Source organism: Luteimonas flava (assembly GCF_036584485.1).
In the GTDB taxonomy this organism is placed as follows: Bacteria; Pseudomonadota; Gammaproteobacteria; order Xanthomonadales; family Xanthomonadaceae; genus Luteimonas; species Luteimonas flava.
In genome coordinates, this window is sequence record NZ_JAZHBM010000002.1 from 797,727 (window position 1) to 814,476 (window position 16,750).

At 68.9% G+C, this 16,750-nt stretch carries 14 protein-coding genes and 1 pseudogene; 3 read left to right on the forward strand and 12 right to left on the reverse strand.

Annotation, left to right across the window (positions count from 1 at the left end):
• Positions 1 to 100: 100 nt before the first annotated feature.
• Positions 101 to 940 carry an OmpA family protein gene (locus V3391_RS10625; RefSeq protein WP_332078379.1) on the forward strand — a complete coding sequence of 280 codons (840 nt, stop codon included), beginning with the start codon at positions 101 to 103 and terminating at the stop codon, positions 938 to 940.
• Positions 941 to 994: 54 nt separating this feature from the next.
• On the opposite strand, the gene recQ is transcribed toward V3391_RS10625, so the two are convergent.
• On the reverse strand, positions 995 to 2,827 hold the full coding sequence (gene recQ, locus V3391_RS10630) for a DNA helicase RecQ (RefSeq protein ID WP_332078380.1): 1,833 nt from the start codon (positions 2,825 to 2,827) through the stop codon (positions 995 to 997).
• A 110-nt stretch (positions 2,828 to 2,937) separates the two neighbouring features.
• On the opposite strand from recQ, the gene V3391_RS10635 reads away from it, so the two are divergent.
• Positions 2,938 to 4,290, forward strand: coding sequence for a dicarboxylate/amino acid:cation symporter (locus V3391_RS10635; protein WP_332078381.1), 1,353 nt, complete (start codon positions 2,938 to 2,940; stop codon positions 4,288 to 4,290).
• Positions 4,291 to 4,388: 98 nt separating this feature from the next.
• Complete coding sequence (gene tkt / locus V3391_RS10640; protein ID WP_332078382.1) at positions 4,389 to 6,377, forward strand: transketolase; 1,989 nt, start codon at positions 4,389 to 4,391, stop codon at positions 6,375 to 6,377.
• Between the two features lie 300 nt (positions 6,378 to 6,677).
• Here tkt and V3391_RS10645 read toward each other — a convergent pair whose 3' ends face one another.
• From V3391_RS10645 to V3391_RS10695, 11 genes and pseudogenes are all read right to left on the reverse strand, one after another.
• Entirely contained in the window at positions 6,678 to 7,001 is a 324-nt protein-coding gene (locus tag V3391_RS10645) for a BolA family protein (RefSeq protein WP_332078383.1), read from the reverse strand.
• A 64-nt stretch (positions 7,002 to 7,065) separates the two neighbouring features.
• On the reverse strand, positions 7,066 to 9,054 hold the full coding sequence (locus V3391_RS10650; protein ID WP_332078384.1) for an acetyl-CoA hydrolase/transferase C-terminal domain-containing protein: 1,989 nt from the start codon (positions 9,052 to 9,054) through the stop codon (positions 7,066 to 7,068).
• A 104-nt stretch (positions 9,055 to 9,158) separates the two neighbouring features.
• Positions 9,159 to 9,620, reverse strand: coding sequence for a hypothetical protein (locus V3391_RS10655; protein WP_332078385.1), 462 nt, complete (start codon positions 9,618 to 9,620; stop codon positions 9,159 to 9,161).
• 69 nt (positions 9,621 to 9,689) lie between these two features.
• Positions 9,690 to 10,241 (reverse strand): flavin reductase family protein, encoded by a 552-nt coding sequence (locus V3391_RS10660; protein ID WP_332078386.1) that lies wholly within the window; start codon positions 10,239 to 10,241, stop codon positions 9,690 to 9,692.
• A 63-nt stretch (positions 10,242 to 10,304) separates the two neighbouring features.
• The gene (locus tag V3391_RS10665) at positions 10,305 to 10,919 is read right to left on the reverse strand and encodes a molybdenum ABC transporter ATP-binding protein (RefSeq protein WP_332078387.1); all 615 of its coding nucleotides are present in this window, start codon (positions 10,917 to 10,919) and stop codon (positions 10,305 to 10,307) included.
• Positions 10,919 to 11,629 carry a molybdate ABC transporter permease subunit gene (modB, locus tag V3391_RS10670; protein WP_425497238.1) on the reverse strand — a complete coding sequence of 237 codons (711 nt, stop codon included), beginning with the start codon at positions 11,627 to 11,629 and terminating at the stop codon, positions 10,919 to 10,921. The genes V3391_RS10665 and modB overlap by 1 nt, the downstream gene beginning before the upstream one ends.
• A 3-nt stretch (positions 11,630 to 11,632) precedes the next feature.
• Entirely contained in the window at positions 11,633 to 12,427 is a 795-nt protein-coding gene (modA, locus tag V3391_RS10675; protein WP_332078388.1) for a molybdate ABC transporter substrate-binding protein, read from the reverse strand.
• A gap of 33 nt (positions 12,428 to 12,460) precedes the next feature.
• Positions 12,461 to 12,970, reverse strand: a complete 510-nt coding sequence (locus V3391_RS10680; protein ID WP_332078389.1) for a hypothetical protein — start codon at positions 12,968 to 12,970, stop codon at positions 12,461 to 12,463.
• Positions 12,971 to 13,032: 62 nt separating this feature from the next.
• A complete protein-coding gene (locus V3391_RS10685) occupies positions 13,033 to 13,899 on the reverse strand; it encodes an MBL fold metallo-hydrolase (RefSeq protein WP_332078390.1) in 867 nt (288 codons plus the stop codon).
• A 105-nt stretch (positions 13,900 to 14,004) separates the two neighbouring features.
• Entirely contained in the window at positions 14,005 to 14,826 is an 822-nt protein-coding gene (locus V3391_RS10690) for a S1/P1 nuclease (RefSeq protein ID WP_332078391.1), read from the reverse strand.
• 222 nt (positions 14,827 to 15,048) lie between these two features.
• Positions 15,049 to 16,716: pseudogene (locus tag V3391_RS10695) on the reverse strand (type IV secretory system conjugative DNA transfer family protein); the annotation flags it as partial.
• Between the last annotated feature and the right edge of the window lie 34 nt (positions 16,717 to 16,750).

A 16,750-nucleotide genomic window follows, 5' to 3' on the forward strand; every position in this document is an offset into this window, starting at 1 on the left:
GCACGGGCCCGGCCCTTGCCGGGCCCGTTGTTCCATTGACGAGATCAGGGATTCGACACCGCCCGTGCCCAATGCACGGGCCTCTCAAGAGGTTCAGGACATGCGCTATTCCATCAATGCTTCCAAGGCGGCGCGCAGCGCGCTGCTCGCCATCGCCGTTGCCGGTGCGCTCAGCGCCTGCGGCACACGCCACATCAGCCGTGACATCTCGCCCGAGGGTGTCGCTGGTGAGGTCGTGTTCCCCGACCCGGCCCGCGCCGTGCTGGCAGAGGGCACCTTCCCCAACGTCGCCGACCTGCGCAGCATCGGTCCCGGTGTGACCAAGGATCAGCTCTATCAGACACTGGGCCGGCCGCACTTCCGCGAAGGTCTGGTCGGCGTGCGCGAGTGGGATTACCTGCTCCACTTCCGCACCCCCGAAGGCGTGGTGACCTGCCAGTACAAGGTCATCTTCGACCGCGATTACCGCGGACAGAGCTTCCATTGGAGCCCGGCGTCGTGTGCGGATCTGCTGGCCGATACCGCGCGCACGGATACCACCGAGGCAGGCGTGCGTCGCGTGAACCTGTCAGCCGATGCGCTGTTCGCATTCGCGCGCCACGAGGCCGGTGACATCCTGCCCCGCGGCAACGAGCTGCTGACCCAGCTGGCATCGGACATCCGTGAAGTGGGCCCGTCGGTCGTCACCGTGATCGGGCACACGGACCGCATCGGCAGCGCCGACGCGAACCAACTGTTGTCGCAGCGCCGCGCCGACACCATCCGTGCATTGCTCGTGTCCAACGGCGTGCCGGCGGACTCGATCATCGCTGTCGGCAAGGGCAAGGCCGAACCGGTTACCACCAGCTGCACCGATGCGCTCGCGCGTCCGGCGCTGGTCGAGTGCCTCACGCCCGATCGTCGGGTCGAAGTGGAAGTGCGCGGCGTCGCCGCGCGCTGAAAGCTGCACAACGCCCGGTCGGTCTGAACGCCGGCCGGGCGTGTGGCATCGCGGTCAATCCGCGTCGAGCACTACTTCCAGTACGGCATCGCCGTAGCGTTCCAGCTTGCCGGCGCCGACGCCGCCGATGCCGCCGAGCTGGCCGTGGCTGATCGGGCGCAGGCGTGCGATCTCGCGCAAGGTCGCGTCGTGGAAGATCACGTAGGCGGGCACGTTCTGCTCGCGCGCCAGACGGCCGCGTAGCGCGCGCAGCGATTCGAACAGCGGCCGGTCGGCCGGTGCCAGGTCGATGTCGGCGCCGGTCGCGGCGCGTGTGGTGCGTGCGCGCTCCTTCGTGTTCGTCGGCTTGCGCAGCATCACCTGCGTTTCGCCCTTGAGCACACCGCGGCTGGCTGGCGTCAGACGCAGGCCGCCATAGCCTTCGGCATCGACGTCGAGCAGGCCCTGTGCGACGAGCTGGCGCAGCACGCTCTTCCATACGCGCGCGTCGACGTCGGTGCCCACGCCGTAGGTGCTGAGCTGGTCGTGGCCGAACTGGCGGATGCGCTCGCTCTCGCTGCCGCGCAGGATGTCGATGATGTGCGCGGCGCCGAACCGCTGGCCGCTGCGATACACGCAGCTGAGCGCTTTCTGCGCGGGTACGGTGGCATCCCACGCGGCCGGCGGGTCGAGGCAGTTGTCGCAGTTGCCGCAGGGCTGGCCCGCGCCCTTGGCCGCGTAGTCCTCGCCGAAGTTCGCCAGCAGCACCTGACGGCGGCAGCGCATCGTTTCGCAGTAGCCGACCAGCGCGTCGAGCTTGCGGTGTTCGAGCCGCTTGCGTTCGTCGCCGGACTCGGACTGTTCGATCATCTGCCGCAACAGCACCAGATCGCCGAGGCCGTAGCACATCCACGCATCGGCGGGTTCGCCGTCACGGCCGCCGCGGCCGGTTTCCTGGTAGTAGCCCTCGATGGATTTCGGCAGGTCGGTATGCGCGACGAAGCGCACGTCCGGCTTGTCGATGCCCATGCCGAACGCGATCGTCGCGACGACCACCACGCCGTCGCTGCGCAGGAAGCGGCGCTGGTTCGCCGCGCGCAGTTCCGCATCCATGCCGGCGTGATACGGGATCGCATCGATGCCTTGGCCGGCGAGATACTCGGCCGTCTCCTCGACCTTGCGCCGCGACAGGCAGTAGACGATGCCGGCTTCGCCGCGATGCGACTGCACGAAATCGAGCAGCTGGCGCTTGGCGTTTTCCTTCTGCACCACCGTGTAGCGGATGTTGGGCCGGTCGAAGGAACTGACGAAGCGGCGCGCGTCTTCCAGTTGCAGGCGCTCGGCGATCTCGCGCTGGGTCGGCGGATCGGCGGTCGCGGTCAACGCGATGCGCGGCACGTCCGGCCAGCGCTCGTGCAGGATCGTCAGCTCGCGATACTCGCGGCGGAAATCGTGGCCCCATTGCGACACGCAGTGCGCTTCGTCGATCGCGAACAGCGCGAGCGGCGCGCGGTCGAGCAGCGACAGGAAGCGGGGCGTGAGCAGGCGCTCGGGCGCGACGTAGAGCAGGTCGAGTTCGCCGGCCAGCAGCTCGCGCTCCACGCGCTGCGCGGTCTCGCCATCGAGCGTGGAGTTGAGATACGCCGCGCGCACGCCCGACTGCAGCAGCGCATCCACCTGGTCCTGCATCAGCGCGATCAGCGGCGACACCACGATCGCCACGCCGTCGCGCAGCAGCGCCGGCACCTGGTAGCACATGGACTTGCCGCCGCCGGTGGGCATCAGCACCAGGGCGTCATGGCCGGCGGCCACGTGGGCGACGATCGCGGACTGTTCGCCGCGGAACGCGGCATGGCCGAACACGCGCTGCAGAACCTCGAGCGCGCCGGCGTCGGAAGACGAAGACATCGGACAAGGATACCGGCTGCGGCCGGCGCGCTGGCATCGCCGAAGCGCGCATCGAAGCGTCGTCCGGACGGCGTTTGTTAAGCTGACCGGTCTTCCCGCAGGACGACCGCATGACCTCGACGCCCGGATCCGGCGGCATGCCGCTTCACAACAAGATGCTGATCGGCTTTCTCGTCGGCGCGATCGCCGGCCTGGCGATCAACCTGCTGACCGGCCATCTGACCGTCGACGGCGTCCCGCCTGCGTTCTCCGGATGGGTCGAAGGCCTGATCCGCTACGTCACCGAACCGATCGGCCAGTTGTTCCTGCGTCTGCTGTTCATGCTGGTCGTGCCGCTGGTGTTCTCGGCGCTGATCCTGGGCGTGGTAGAGATCGGCGATCCGCGCGCGCTCGGCCGTCTCGGCGGCAAGACGCTGGTGTGGGTGTTCGGTACCACGTTTATCGCGGTGATCATCGGTCTGGTGGTGGTGTCGATCATCCAGCCGGGCGCGGGTATCGATCCTGCGTTGCGCGACGCGATGCTGTCGGATTCCGTCGCCGCGGGCGCCACGATCGCCGAGCCCGCCTCGATCGGTCTCGTCGACATGCTGCTCAACATGGTGCCGCGCAATCCGATCGCCGCCGCCGCCGCGACCGATCTGATCGCGGTGATGGTGTTCGCGCTGCTGTTCGGCATCGCCGCCACCGTGGTCAATTCGCCGGGCACGCGCAGCTTCGTCGGCGCGGTGCAGGGCATCTACGACATCAGCCTGAAGCTGATCGACTGGGTGATCCGTCTGGCGCCGTACGCCGTGGCCGCGCTGCTGTTCACGCTGACCGCGCGCATGGGCCTGGGCCTGATGGTGCAGCTGGGCTGGTTCGTGCTGACCGCAGCGCTGGCGCTGGCGCTGCATTTCTTCGGCACGTTCTCGCTGATGATCGCGGTGCTCGCCCGGCGCTCGCCGCTCGATGTGTTCAGGAAATCGCAGCCGGCGCTGCTGACCGCGTTCTCCACGTCGTCCAGCGCGGCCACGCTGTCGACCTCGCTCAAGACCGCCGAGGAAAACCTCGGCGTGCCGCGACGCGTGGCGCGCTTCGTCTGCACGCTCGGTGCCACCGTCAACATGAACGGCACGGCGCTCTACGAGGGCGTGACCGTGCTGTTCCTCGCCCAGCTGTTCGGCGTCGAGCTCACGCTGCTGCAGCAGGCGATGATCCTGGTGATGTGCATCATGGGCGGCATCGGCGCGGCCAGCGTGCCGGGCGGCTCGCTGCCGGTGATCGCGACGATCCTGGTGATGTTCGGCATTCCGCCCGAGGGCATCGGCATCATCCTCGGCGTGGACCGTTTCCTCGACATGTGCCGCACGACCGTCAACATCGGCGGCGACATGGTCGGCTCGGTGGTCATCGGCCGCGGCGAAGCGGACGAGGACGACGACGCCGAAGCGGTGACCGACCAGGCGCTGCCGCGCACGGCCTGAGGCCGCATCACGCCGCTGCCGGGACATCACCCGGGCAGCGGCGCGGCGCTCGTGGGACAATTGGCGGCTCCCGCCCGCTGCCGCCCGTCTCCGAGCCCATGACCACGTCGACCCGTCGCGAACTCGCCAACGCCATCCGTTTCCTCGCCATCGACGCCGTCGATGCCGCCAAGTCCGGCCATCCCGGCATGCCGATGGGCATGGCCGACATCGCCGAAGTGCTGTGGAACGACCACCTCAGCCACAACCCGGCGAATCCGCAGTGGTTCAACCGCGACCGCTTCGTGCTGTCGAACGGCCACGGCTCGATGCTGCATTACGCGCTGCTGCACCTGTCGGGTTACGACCTGCCGCTGGAAGAGCTGAAGAACTTCCGCCAGCTGCACAGCAAGACCGCCGGTCACCCGGAGCGCCACGAGACGCCCGGCGTCGAGACCACCACCGGTCCGCTGGGCCAGGGCTTCGCGAACGCCGTCGGCTTCGCACTCGCCGAGCGCCTGCTCGCGCAGCGTTTCAACCGTCCCGAGTTCGCCGTCGTTGACCATCGCACCTGGGTGTTCATGGGTGACGGCTGCCTGATGGAAGGCATCTCGCACGAAGCCGCCTCGCTCGCCGGCACGTTGGGCCTGGGCAAGCTGGTCGCGTTCTGGGACGACAACCGCATCTCGATCGACGGCAACACCGAAGGCTGGTTCACCGACGACACCCCGGCGCGTTTCGAGGCCTACGGCTGGCGCGTGATCCGCGACGTCGACGGCCACGACGCCGATGCGATCTCGCGTGCGATCGAAGCCGCCACCGCCGAAGACGACAAGCCGGTGCTGGTGTGCTGCCGCACGACGATCGGCTTCGGTTCGCCCAACCGCGCCGGCAAGGAGTCCTCGCACGGCGCGCCGCTGGGCCAGGACGAATCCGACGCCACGCGCGCCGCGCTCGGCTGGAACCACGGTCCGTTCGAGGTGCCGCAGGCGCTGCGCGACGGCTGGCGCGCGGTCGAAGCCGGCCAGGTGCGCGAGTCGGAGTGGAACCAGCAGTTCGATGCCTACCGGGCCAAGTACCCCGAGCTCGCCGCCGAACTCGTGCGCCGCTCGCACGGCGACCTGCCCGACGGCTTCGTCGAGGCGGCCGATGCCTTCATCGCCAAGCTGCAGAGCGACGGCCCGACGATCGCCTCGCGCAAGGCCTCGCAGATGGCGATCGAGGCGTTCGCGCCGCTTCTGCCGGAAATCATCGGCGGCTCGGCCGACCTCGCGCATTCCAACCTGACCCTGTGGAAGGGCAGCACGTCCGCGGCCAGCACCGATGCCAACGCGAACTACGTCTATTACGGTGTGCGCGAGTTCGGCATGAGCGCGATCGCGAACGGCCTGGCGCTGCACGGCGGTTTCATTCCGTTCGACGCGACGTTCCTGGTCTTCAGCGACTACGCCCGCAACGCCGTGCGCATGAGCGCGCTGATCCCCGCGCACGCGATCCACGTCTACACGCACGATTCGATCGGTCTGGGCGAAGACGGCCCGACCCATCAGCCGGTCGAGCATCTGGCGAGCCTGCGCTACATCCCGAACAACGACGTGTGGCGCCCGTGCGATGCGGTCGAATCGGCGGTGGCATGGAAGTCGGCGATCACCCGTCAGGACGGCCCGAGCTGCCTGATCTTCTCGCGCCAGAACCTGCCGCACCAGGCACGCGACGCCGCGCAGGTGGCCGACATCGCGCGCGGCGGCTACGTGCTGAAGGATTCGGTCGGCACGCCGGAGATCATCCTGATCGCGACCGGTTCGGAGATCGGTCTGGCGACCCAGGCGGCCGAACAGCTCGGCGACACGGTGCGCGTGGTGTCGATGCCCTCGACAGACGTGTTCGATCGCCAGGACGCGGCCTATCGCGAATCCGTGCTGCCCAACGCCGTGCGCAAGCGCGTTGCGATCGAAGCCGGCGTCACCGCCTTCTGGCGCGCGTACGTGGGTCTCGACGGTGCCGTGATCGGCATCGACACCTTCGGTGCCTCGGCGCCGGCCGACAAGCTGTTCCAGCACTTCGGCATCACGGTCGAGAAGATCGTCGAGGCGGCGAAGGCGCTTTGATCGGTCGCTGCGATCTGCAGCAGTGAACGAAAAAGCCCGCGCAAGCGGGCTTTTTTTCTGACCCCTCTCCCTCTGGGGTGAGGCGGCACGCTTGCGAGCCACTGGCTCGCGTGTCGACGAACGCCCTCGCGCCAGCGCGAGGGCCGGGGCGCGGAGCGGGGGTTGGGGTGAGGGCTGACGCTCGCGAAGTTCGATCAGCGCGCGGTTCTGCGGCTACAAACGTCGCTGCGCCCCATCCACGAATCACGAGCGGCGCTTTCCTGCGGCTCACGATTCGCCCTCTGCAAGCAGGGGAGCGCTTCAGATACCGCCCACCGACGTGTCGTGCTTGCTCCCACCCCGGCAATGCGGCGAATCGGGCACCTGCACTTCGGCCGCCCATTCCTCGGGCGTGAACGTATGCAGCGCCAGCGCGTGGATCTGCTGCATCTGCGAACCGAGCGCGCGGTACACCGCCTGGTGCCGCTGCAGCGCACGCTTGCCGTCGAACGCCGCGCTGACCACGACCGCCTTGAAATGCGTCTCCAGCCCGCGGCTGTGCATATGGCTCTCGTCCTCGACATCGAGGTGCGTGGGCTGCAGTGCGGCGAGGGCGTCGCGGAGCTGGTCGGCGCGGGTGGTCATGGTCGGGTCCTGCACGGGTGTCGTCGAACGAAATGGAGGCGCGCTGCGCGTTCGCAACCGCGCTTCAGGCCGCGGATGTCGGCGCGATCACATCCTGCGGCGCACTGGGTCGCGCGGTGCGGCGCAAGCCGAGCGACACCAGTCGCGCCATCAGATGTTCGTTGAAGCCGCTGGGCGCCTGCAGCTGCATGCGCGCGAGCGCGGGCGTGTCGTCGCCGATGCCTGCGCGCAAGGCGTCGATCACGGTCGTGAGCTTGCCGCGTCGTGTGGCGGTCTGCGTGCGCAGCCAGGCCAGCGCGCGCAACAGGCGCTGCTCGACGACATCGAAATCGCTGCCCAGCGGGTAGTCGGGCAGACTGCCGTCGGCGCGCAGCGGCGCCAGCGACTTGCGCAGCGCGTCCGGCGTGTTGCGCTGCCAGGGCGCGGGCACGACGAAGCGCGCATCGAGCTTGCCGGCCGCCTGCGCACGCTGTACGAGTCCGACCTGATGCGGGGCTTCGGCGACGCGCACCATCGCGCGCGTGCAGTCCTCGTCGGTCGCGCCGCGGATGTCGGCGATGCCGTACTCGGTGATGTAGACATCGCGCAGATGCCGGGGAATCGTCGTGTGGCCGTAGTTCCAGCGGATGTTGGCCTCGCGGCCGCCGCCGGCATCGCGCGCGGCGCGCAGCAGCAGCACCGAGCGCGCGTCGGGCAGCGCGTGGCCCATCGCGACGAAGTTGTACTGGCCGCCGACGCCGGACACCACGCGGCCATCGTCCAGTCCATCCGACACCGCCGCGCCCAGCGCGGTCGCCATCATGCAGCTGTTGAAGAAGCGCGCATCGCGGCGTTGCAGGCGCTCGAGGCCTTCGTCGAGACCGTAGAGCTCGTTGACCTCGCCGACGCGCTTCATGCCGATGCCGCGACGGGTCTCGTCATCGAGTCCGCGCAGCCAGGCATAGAAATCCGGCGAGCCGAGGTAGAACGCGCCGTGGAGGAACTCGCCGTTGCGTTCGATCAGATCGAGATCGAGCGCGCTCGCGGTGCCGTCGTTGGCGCGGCGCATCAGGCTGGCCTTGTCGACGACGCGGCGCTTGATCACGCCGACTTCGACCAGGCGCTTGAAGCCCTCGTTGATCATCTCGCTGCAGCCGTAGAGGCCGATCTCGAACGGATCGAGTCCACCGACGGCCTGCACCGTGCGATGCGCGGCGAGATCGGGATCGAGCGCGTGGAGCACGCGCCGGTACGCCGCGTTGTCGGTATGGCGCAGCGCCAGTGCATGGCACAGCGCATCGGCGAGCGCGCCGATGCCGATCTGCAGCGTGCCGCCGTCGCGCACCAGCGTGCTGGCGTAGAAACCGATCGCGTAGTCGGCATCCGATACGGGCTGGCGCGGCAGGCCGAACAGGCGCGGGTAGGGCGGTGGCGGCGCGATTACGACGTCGAAGAACGCCGCGTCCACCGCCGCGGTGCCGTCGAGCCAAGGCAGCGCAGGATCGACTTCGCCGACGACCAGCGGGCGCGGGTGACCGGCTGCCACGAGTGCATCGATCGCATCGAAAGTCAGGTCGGTGTTCGACGACAGCGAAAAGCGCGTGCCGTCGTCATTGGCCGCGACCTTCTGCACCAGCACGTTGACGCCGCGGTCGGCGAGTGCGCGCGCCACGTGCGTGTAGTTGAGGCTCGCGTAGCGGCGCTGCGCCTGGGACGAGCCCAGCATCGCGCCGGACTGCATGTAGAACTCTTCGACCTCGACATGCGGCGGCAGCGCGTTGCGGCGCAGCGCGTCCACGTATTTCAGATGCACGAAGTCCTCGCCGAAATGCCGCTTCGCGAACGGGCCGATGAAACGACCTTCGAGATCGTCGCCACCCTTGGGCGGGTCCAGCGAGAGGGCGGTGTAGAGGGTGAACGGCCGTGCGGGATCCGCGATCGCGGCATCGAACAGCGCGTTGAGCAACCGGTGCGGCTTGCCGATGCCGAGCGGCGCACCGATGTGGAGGGCACCGTCGACATGCGCATGGATGCGGCTGACGGCGTCTTCGATGGAGTCGACGTAGGCGGTCATGGCGAGAGGATACGCAGGCGCACGTGAATAGGCGGCCGCCCGGGCGCCGGCGGTGCGCGCGACCATCTTCACGCGCGTGCGCCGGTGCGCCGACGTCCGGAACGTCAGCGCGTGGGCGTTGCCCGCGGTCGCACGCGGATCGCGTCGGGCTCGGCGGTGATCTCCGCATTCGCGTCCTGGCCCAGCAGGGTCAGCACCGCGCTCAGCGGCATGCCATCGAAATGCAGCGAGACCGTGTGATCGAGCGTCACCCCATCGGCGATGTCGAGCGGCACGCCACTGGCGGTCGCGATCTGCTCCAGCACATCGCGGGCACGCGCGTCGCTGACCGACAGCGCGATTTCCGCCTGCGCGCCGGTCGCCGCGTAGCTGGTGCCGGAGGTGAAGCGCACCGCGTCATGCGTGGGCGGCTGGGCAGGCGTGGCGATGGCCGCAGGCGGCGCGGCGTTGCCAGCAGGCGCGACGGGCGCCGCATCGCCGTTGGCGCTGCCGCAGCCGGACAGCGAGAGCGCAACGAGCGCCATCGTGCACAGCAGGCTCGGACGTGAAACGCGTGGGTGGCGCATCGGGAGCTCCTTGCGGTCGACGGGGCGGGAGGGCAGGCGATTACACGATACCGCCGTCAGCGGCGGCGTTCACGACTCCAGCATCTCCGGCTTGAACAGCGCCCGTCGCGAACGTTCGTTGCCGCTGACCATGAACTGCCCGTCGCCGCGGTAGTGCACGGTGCGCGGCCATTTCGGACGTTGTGCGGCGTGCGCGGCAACGACGCGCCAGACGAACAGCGGGTAGTCGGCGGTGATGCGGGTCTCGTGCAGGCGGCATTCGAAACGCGCGTGGCATTCGCCGATGCCGGGGGCGTCGACGACGCTGCCGTCGACCGCGGTCAGGCCGAAGCGTTCGAACTTGTCTTCGTCGGCGCTGCTGCTGTTGCCGATGCGCACGACGGTGTCGAGCATGTCGGCGGTCGGCAGGTTGATCACGCATTCGCGACTGGCGCGCGCGAGTGCATGGCTGCGGTTGGCCGACCAGATGTAGGTGCCGACGAGGTCGTAGCCCAGCATCATGTGCCAGCCCAAGGTCATGATGCCGCGCTCACCCTTGTGCGCGGTCGACAGCAGCACGACGGGGCCGGGTTCGAGAAAGCGACGCGTCTGGTCGGGCGGAATCGCGTGGGTGCGGGGCATGGCGCGGACCTGCAGGCGGGCCTGCGATTGCCGCAGGTCGGCGGTGAACGTCGCGTCGCCCGGTCAGTCGAGCGTGTGCACCGCATCGGCCAGACGCCGCACGTCGTCGCTGGTGTGGCTGACGTAGAGCATCGGCAGACGCACTTCGTCGCGCACACGCTGCAGCCACGGGATCAATTCTTCGCGCCGCGCTTCGTCGAGCGCCGACAGCGGCTCGTCGAACAGCAGCACCGCCGGCTGCGACAGCAGCGCACGGCCGATCGCCACGCGTTGCGCTTCGCCGCCGGACAAATTCGCCGGTTGGCGCTGCAGCAGCGCGCCGATGCCGAGCAGTTCGACCACCTGATCGAGTGCGAAGGTGTCGGCGCCCGCGTGGTGGCGGCCGTAGCGCAGGTTGCGCAGCACGTCGAGGTGCGGGAACAGGCGCGCGTCCTGGAACACGTAACCGACACGCCGGCGATGCGCGGGCACGTCGATGCGCGCGGCGCTGTCGAACAGCACGCGGCCGTCGATCTCGATGCGCCCCGCGCGTGGGCGCACGAGGCCGGCGATCGCATTGAGCACGCTGGTCTTGCCGGCGCCCGACGGCCCGGTCAGCGCGAGCACGCGCTGCGTGGCGTCGATGCGGATGTGGCGCGCGAAGCTGCCGCGGCGCAGGTCGATGTCGACGTGCAGCATCAGTCGTGCACCTCGCCGCGCTGGCGCCGCACCAGCCACTCGGACGCGAGCAGCGCCGCCAGCGAGATCGCCACCGACACGGCCGCGAGCCGCCAGATGCCGGCTTCGCCATCGGGCACCTGCATCAGCCCGTAGATCGCGGACGACACGGTCTGTGTCTCACCGGGGATGTTGGAGACGAAGGTGATCGTCGCGCCGAATTCGCCCAGCGCCTTCGCGAACGCCAGCACGGCGCCTGCGATCACGCCCGGCCACGCCAGCGGCAGGGTGATCGTGAAGAACACCCGCCAGGGACTCGCACCCAGCGTGGCCGCGGCCTGTTCGAGGCGTCGGTCGACGTTCTCGATCGACAGCCGGATCGTGCGCACCAGCAGCGGGAATCCCATGATCGCGCTGGCCAGCGCGGCGCCGGTCCAGCGGAATGCGAACGAAATGCCCAGCGTCTCTTCGAGCCAGCGGCCGATCACGCCGTTGCCGCCCAGCAGCACCAGCAGCGCGTAGCCGACGACCACCGGCGGCAGGACCAGCGGCAGATGCACCAGCGCATCGAGCAGCGACTTGCCGAAGAAGCGCCGGCGCGCGAGCAACCACGCGATCGCGATGCCGAACGGCAGGCTGCACAACGCGGCGGCGGCCGCGACCTTCAGGCTGAGCCGGATCGCGACGAGTTCATCGGGCCCGAAGCCCAGCAGTGTGCCCGGGTCCGCCATCGATCAGCGGATCGAGAAACCGTGTTCGCGGAAGATCGCCGACGCGGCCTCGCCGTCGAGCCAGCGCACGAAGGCATCGGCCTGGCGGTTGCGACTGGCGGCGACGCGCGCCACCGGATAGACGATCGCCGGATGGCTGTCGGCCGGGAACGTGGCCAGCACCTTGACCCGCGGTTCGGCCTGGGCATCGCTGCCGTAGACCACGCCCAGTGGCGCCTCGCCGCGCGCGACGAGGGTGAGCGCCGAGCGCACGCTGTCGGACTCGGCCACGCGCGGCTGCAGGGCCGACCACTGGCCCAGCGATTCGAACGCCGCCTTGGCGTACTTGCCGGCCGGCACGCTCGCCGTCAGCGCCAGCGAGAGGCGACCGCGCGCGCCGAGCAGGGGCAGCAGATCGGTCCCGCGCGCGAGTGTCAGCGGCTGCGCGGCGCTGTCGGCCGGCGCCACCAGCACCAGGGTGTTGCCGAGCAGCACGCGGCGCGAGGCGTTATCGATGAGGTTGCGTGTCTGCAGCCAGTCCATCCATTCCAGATCGGCGGACACGAATACATCGGCCGGCGCGCGCTGTTCGATCTGCCGCGCGAGCGCGGAACTCGCGGCGTAGGAGACGCGGACCGGTTGGCCGGTGTCCTGCTGATAGCGCGCGGCCGCGGCGTCCATCGATTCCTTGAGGCTGGCCGCGGCGAAGACGGTGATCGGCGCGCGTTCCTGGGCGACGGCCGGCAGGACGGCGAGCGCAACGAGAGCGGTGAGCAGCACGGCGGCAAAGGTGCGCAGCCAGCGGCGGGAACGGAGCATGTGCATGGCGATTCCGGCAGGAGGGCGACAGGATCAGGGCGCGGCGATGATGGTGATGCGTTCGACCTGGCGTACGCCGCGTGCCGGGCGCGTGTCGTCGGGCACCAGCAGACGCAAGGGGCCGTTGTCGGCATCGAGCGGGGCACCGTCGCAGCGGTCGACCAGATAGACGCCGCGATTGCCCAGCGTCGCGTCGAGTTCGCCGAGCGAGAACACCGCGCGGTAGCCGTCACGCGCGCTGACCAGCACGTAGCGATCGAGATGCGCGCCGCGCAAGGGCGCGTCCGGCATCGCGCCGCTGGACTGCAGCAATGCAGCCAGCGACACGCCTTCGCAGCGCAGCGTCTGGCCGTGGGCAGTGGCCTCGACCGTGTGCCGGGTCAGTGTGGCGCGTGCAGCAGCATCCAGCGGCACGACGACCGGCGACGGATCGGCCGGCGGCGCCGCGCGCTGGTGCGCGGCGTGGTCGTGCGCCTCGGGCGCCTGCGCATGGACCGCGGTGGCGCACAGCAGCAGCGCAGACAGATGCAGGCCACGGACCATGGCGGCTTTCCTCGTTATGAACGACCGAGCATAACGACCCGCTGCACCGGCGACAACGCGCCTCAGACCGTATCGATCGGCAGCTTCATGTAGCGCACGCCATTGGCCTCGGCCTCGGGCAGGGCGCCGGCGCGGATGTTGGTCTGCACCGAGGGCAGCAGCAGCGCCGGCATCGGGAGGGTGGCGTCACGGGCCTCGCGCAAGGCGACGAAGGTGGCCTCATCGATGTGGTGGCCGACGTGGATGTTGTCGCGCTTCTGCGCACCGATCGTGGTCTCGCAGGCCACCGCGCGGCCGCCAGGGCCGTAGTCGTGGCAGACGAACACGCGGGTGGCGTCGGGCAGTTCGAACATGCGCTGGATCGAGCGGTACAGCGTGGCCGCATCGCCGCCGGGGAAATCGCAGCGGGCGGTGCCGCCGTCGGGCATGAACAGCGAGTCGCCGGTGAACAGCGCATCGCCGATCAGGTACGCGCTGCTGTCGCTGGTGTGACCGGGCACCGGAATCGTGCGGCCTGCGAGCGCGCCGATCGCGAACGTGGCATCGGCTGCGAACAGCTGGTCGAACTGCGAGCCGTCGACCGGGAAATGCTCACCCAGATTGAAGATCGGCCGGAAGGTCTTCTGCACCGTGCGGATGCCGTCGCCGATCGCCAGGCGCGCGTCGGGCAACTGCTGGCGCAGCCAGTCGCCGGCCGACAGATGATCGGCGTGGGCGTGTGTCTCGAGGATCCACTGCACGTCGAGGCCGTGCGCCTGCACGTGATCGAGCAGCAGCATCGCCGAGGCCGATGACGTACGCGCCGAGGCCATGTCGAAGTCCAGCACCGGATCGATGATCGCCGCCGCGTTCGAAGACGGGTCACGCACGATGTAGCTCCACGTGCCGCTGCCGGCGTGGTGGAACGGGGTGACCTGCGGTTGCGGCATCGCGATCCTCCTGGGAACCGGGGCGGCAGACGCCGTCCGGACGGCGTGTAGACCGCGTCCGATGCTAGTCCACGCGGCCCGCGCGGACGTTGCGATTGCCTAATGTCAGCGTTGCGTGGGCGGCGCGAGCGCGGTGTTCAGCAGCGCACCGAGACGGGCGCCTGCATCGCGCAGTTCCTGCTCGGCCTGCGGCAGATGCGTGGTCACGTAGGTCTCGCTGACGCGCGCGCGGCGCGGATAGACGCCCGGCGACAGGGCAATGCGGCAGGCGGCTTCGGCCCAGTCCGCAGCCGGCGGTGGCAGGCGCACCGGGCCGCTGGCGTTGGCCGACGGTGCACGCGCACCGATCCGCGCCAGCCAGGCATCGCCGGACAGGTTCTGGCTGTTGAGCATGCCGCTGTCCCAGAACGCGTGCAGGTTGGTGCCGCGACCGCGGAAGTTGATCTGCTGGTCGTTGCCGCCGCGGTCGTGCCCGTAACCGGCATGCATCGGCTGGTGCGCATCGCCGGTGAAGTGCACGACGAACTTCAGCGCCTGCGCCCGCTCGGCGCGCGGACGGCTGCGGTCGGCGAGGATCGCGGTCTGGGCCTTGAGCGCTTCGACCACGCAGTTGCCATCCGGACAGTCGCGTCGCGCCTCGTAGCGGCAATTCGACTCGCCGATGTTGACGTAGTGCCAGGCCGCCGAGCGCTTGCCCAGATCCGGGTCGTGCTCACGCAACTCGTCAGCCCAGCTGGCGACGCCAGGCAGGGTGGGATCGGGCTCGCCGGCCAACAGCCGGGATATCTCCGCGCGCGCGGCGGGCGTCAGATCGCGCTCGGCGATCTGCGCCACCAGACGGTGACCGAGCTTGCCCCAGGCGAGGGCGGAGGAAGGGAGGGCGAAGGCGGCCAGCAGGCCACCGCACAGAAGGATTCGACGCAGCATGGGCGCAGTTTAACCGGCCGATGCCCGATGGACCTGACAGCGCGGGGCTGGCGAGCCGGGAACAGGACGGATGTCGCCGATCGTGGTGGTTCCGATACCCGGCAGGCCCGCAGAAATATTGCCTGGGCAAGGAGGTCAGGCGGCCGATGTCGTGCGCGCGGAGGGGCAGGTCTCGACGCGCGCCGGCTTGTCGTCGGTGGACGGCGCTGGCGGGATCCGATCGAGTGACAAGGCTGCGATCTCCACCTTGGGCAGCAGGCGTCTGGTGAAGTAGCCGTCCTTGTAGTAGCGGATCTTCCTGCACAGCACCGGATGCGCGAGCCCTTCGTAGAGCACGATCTCCTTCTCGGGGCCCATCGCCTTGAGCTCCTGCGGCAGCATCAGGGCGCGGCGCTCCAGCACCTCGTTGTCGGACACGTTGCTGACGCCGCCGTGCGAACGCGTGCGTGCGCGGCGACGGACGGTGGTGAAGCCCAGCATTTCGGAATAGTCGTTCGCGTCCTGCTGTTCGCGCGGGGCGTAGATGATCTGCAGCGCATGGTTGGTGATGATCGTGCGCGAGAGGTCCTTGCCGTAGACCGCGTCCAGCTGCGCCATCGACTGGATGATCGGCAGCAGGCGCAGGTTGTAGCCCGCCATGTAGGCGACGGCCTTGGCGATGATGTCCACGCGACCGATCGACGTGAATTCGTCCATCAGCAACAGGCACTGGTGCTTCAGCGACGCATCGTTCTGCGGCAGCGTGCGCGTGTTGACGTTGATCAGCTGGCTGAAGAACAGATTCACGATCAACCGGCTCTCGGCCAGCTTGTTGGGCTGGATGCCGACGTAGATGGTCATGCGCTTGCGGCGCACGTCGTCAAGGCGGAAATCGTCGCCGCTGGTGGCCGCATCGAGCACCGGATTGAGCCAGGCGTTCAGCGGTTCGCGGAACGAGCCCATGATCGAGGCGAAGGTCACGTCGGCCTGGGAGAGCAGGCCCGCGAATGCGGTCCGCGCCTGCGCGCCGAGGAAGGGCGCCTCGGACAGCGTCTGCAGATAGGGCTTCAGTTCGCTGCCGTCGCCCGACGACACGCGCAGCACTTCGCCGAGCGTAGGCGTCGGGGCATCGTTCGAGTGGTCGGCGCGTTCGAACAGGTACAGCGTGAATGCCAGAAACGCATTGCGTGCCTGGCTGGTCCAGAATTTGTCGCGGTCGTCGCCGTCCGGGTACAGCATCGCGGCGATCGCCTGCAGATCCGAGACCCGGAACGATGGATCCGACGACACGTAGGTCATCGGATTCCAGCGATGTGAGCGCCGGTCTTCGGCAAACGGATTGAACAGGAAGATCTCGTGACCGATCGAGCGGCGCCAGCCCGAGGTCAGATCAAAATTCTCCTGCTTGATGTCGAGTACGACGGCCGATTCGCGGTAATCGAGCAGGTTCGGGATCACCACCCCGACGCCTTTGCCCGAGCGCGTGGGCGCGGCCAGGATCACGAACTGCTGGCCCGACAGGCGCAGAAGCTTGCCGTTCATCTGGCCGAGCACGATGCCGTCGTCGCGATGTTTCAGCAGCCCTGTGTGGGCGAGATCAAACATGCCCGCGAAGCGTGCGCGGCCATGGATGTTGCGGTGACTGCGCAGCTTGAACAGCATCACCACCAGCGCCAGCCAGACCAGGCCCATCAGACCGAAGCCGATGCCGCCCGCGGTCCAGATCCGCCACGCATGCGGCGCAACCTGCGGATGATCGACGACGCTGGCATAGGTGTACCAGGTGCCGATGCCGAGCTGCGTGGTGTCCAGCCCGAGCAGCACCAGCAATAGATAGCCTGCGAGATAGAGCGCCGCGACGGTGGCGCCGGCGGTGACGAGCGCTGCACCGATCCAGCGTTCAGTAGACATGCGCATTCCTCCATGCGCGCCGCCCGGGAGACGA

What these genes read in the sequence shown, in the direction of transcription:
- V3391_RS10625 (WP_332078379.1), top strand. Translation starts at nt 101, where the DNA reads ATGCGCTATTCCATCAATGCTTCCAAGGCGGCGCGCAGCGCGCTGCTC.
- recQ (WP_332078380.1), bottom strand. Translation starts at nt 2,827, where the DNA reads ATGTCTTCGTCTTCCGACGCCGGCGCGCTCGAGGTTCTGCAGCGCGTG.
- V3391_RS10635 (WP_332078381.1), top strand. Translation starts at nt 2,938, where the DNA reads ATGACCTCGACGCCCGGATCCGGCGGCATGCCGCTTCACAACAAGATG.
- tkt (WP_332078382.1), top strand. Translation starts at nt 4,389, where the DNA reads ATGACCACGTCGACCCGTCGCGAACTCGCCAACGCCATCCGTTTCCTC.
- V3391_RS10645 (WP_332078383.1), bottom strand. Translation starts at nt 7,001, where the DNA reads ATGACCACCCGCGCCGACCAGCTCCGCGACGCCCTCGCCGCACTGCAG.
- V3391_RS10650 (WP_332078384.1), bottom strand. Translation starts at nt 9,054, where the DNA reads ATGACCGCCTACGTCGACTCCATCGAAGACGCCGTCAGCCGCATCCAT.
- V3391_RS10655 (WP_332078385.1), bottom strand. Translation starts at nt 9,620, where the DNA reads ATGCGCCACCCACGCGTTTCACGTCCGAGCCTGCTGTGCACGATGGCG.
- V3391_RS10660 (WP_332078386.1), bottom strand. Translation starts at nt 10,241, where the DNA reads ATGCCCCGCACCCACGCGATTCCGCCCGACCAGACGCGTCGCTTTCTC.
- V3391_RS10665 (WP_332078387.1), bottom strand. Translation starts at nt 10,919, where the DNA reads ATGCTGCACGTCGACATCGACCTGCGCCGCGGCAGCTTCGCGCGCCAC.
- modB (WP_425497238.1), bottom strand. Translation starts at nt 11,629, where the DNA reads ATGGCGGACCCGGGCACACTGCTGGGCTTCGGGCCCGATGAACTCGTC.
- modA (WP_332078388.1), bottom strand. Translation starts at nt 12,427, where the DNA reads ATGCTCCGTTCCCGCCGCTGGCTGCGCACCTTTGCCGCCGTGCTGCTC.
- V3391_RS10680 (WP_332078389.1), bottom strand. Translation starts at nt 12,970, where the DNA reads ATGGTCCGTGGCCTGCATCTGTCTGCGCTGCTGCTGTGCGCCACCGCG.
- V3391_RS10685 (WP_332078390.1), bottom strand. Translation starts at nt 13,899, where the DNA reads ATGCCGCAACCGCAGGTCACCCCGTTCCACCACGCCGGCAGCGGCACG.
- V3391_RS10690 (WP_332078391.1), bottom strand. Translation starts at nt 14,826, where the DNA reads ATGCTGCGTCGAATCCTTCTGTGCGGTGGCCTGCTGGCCGCCTTCGCC.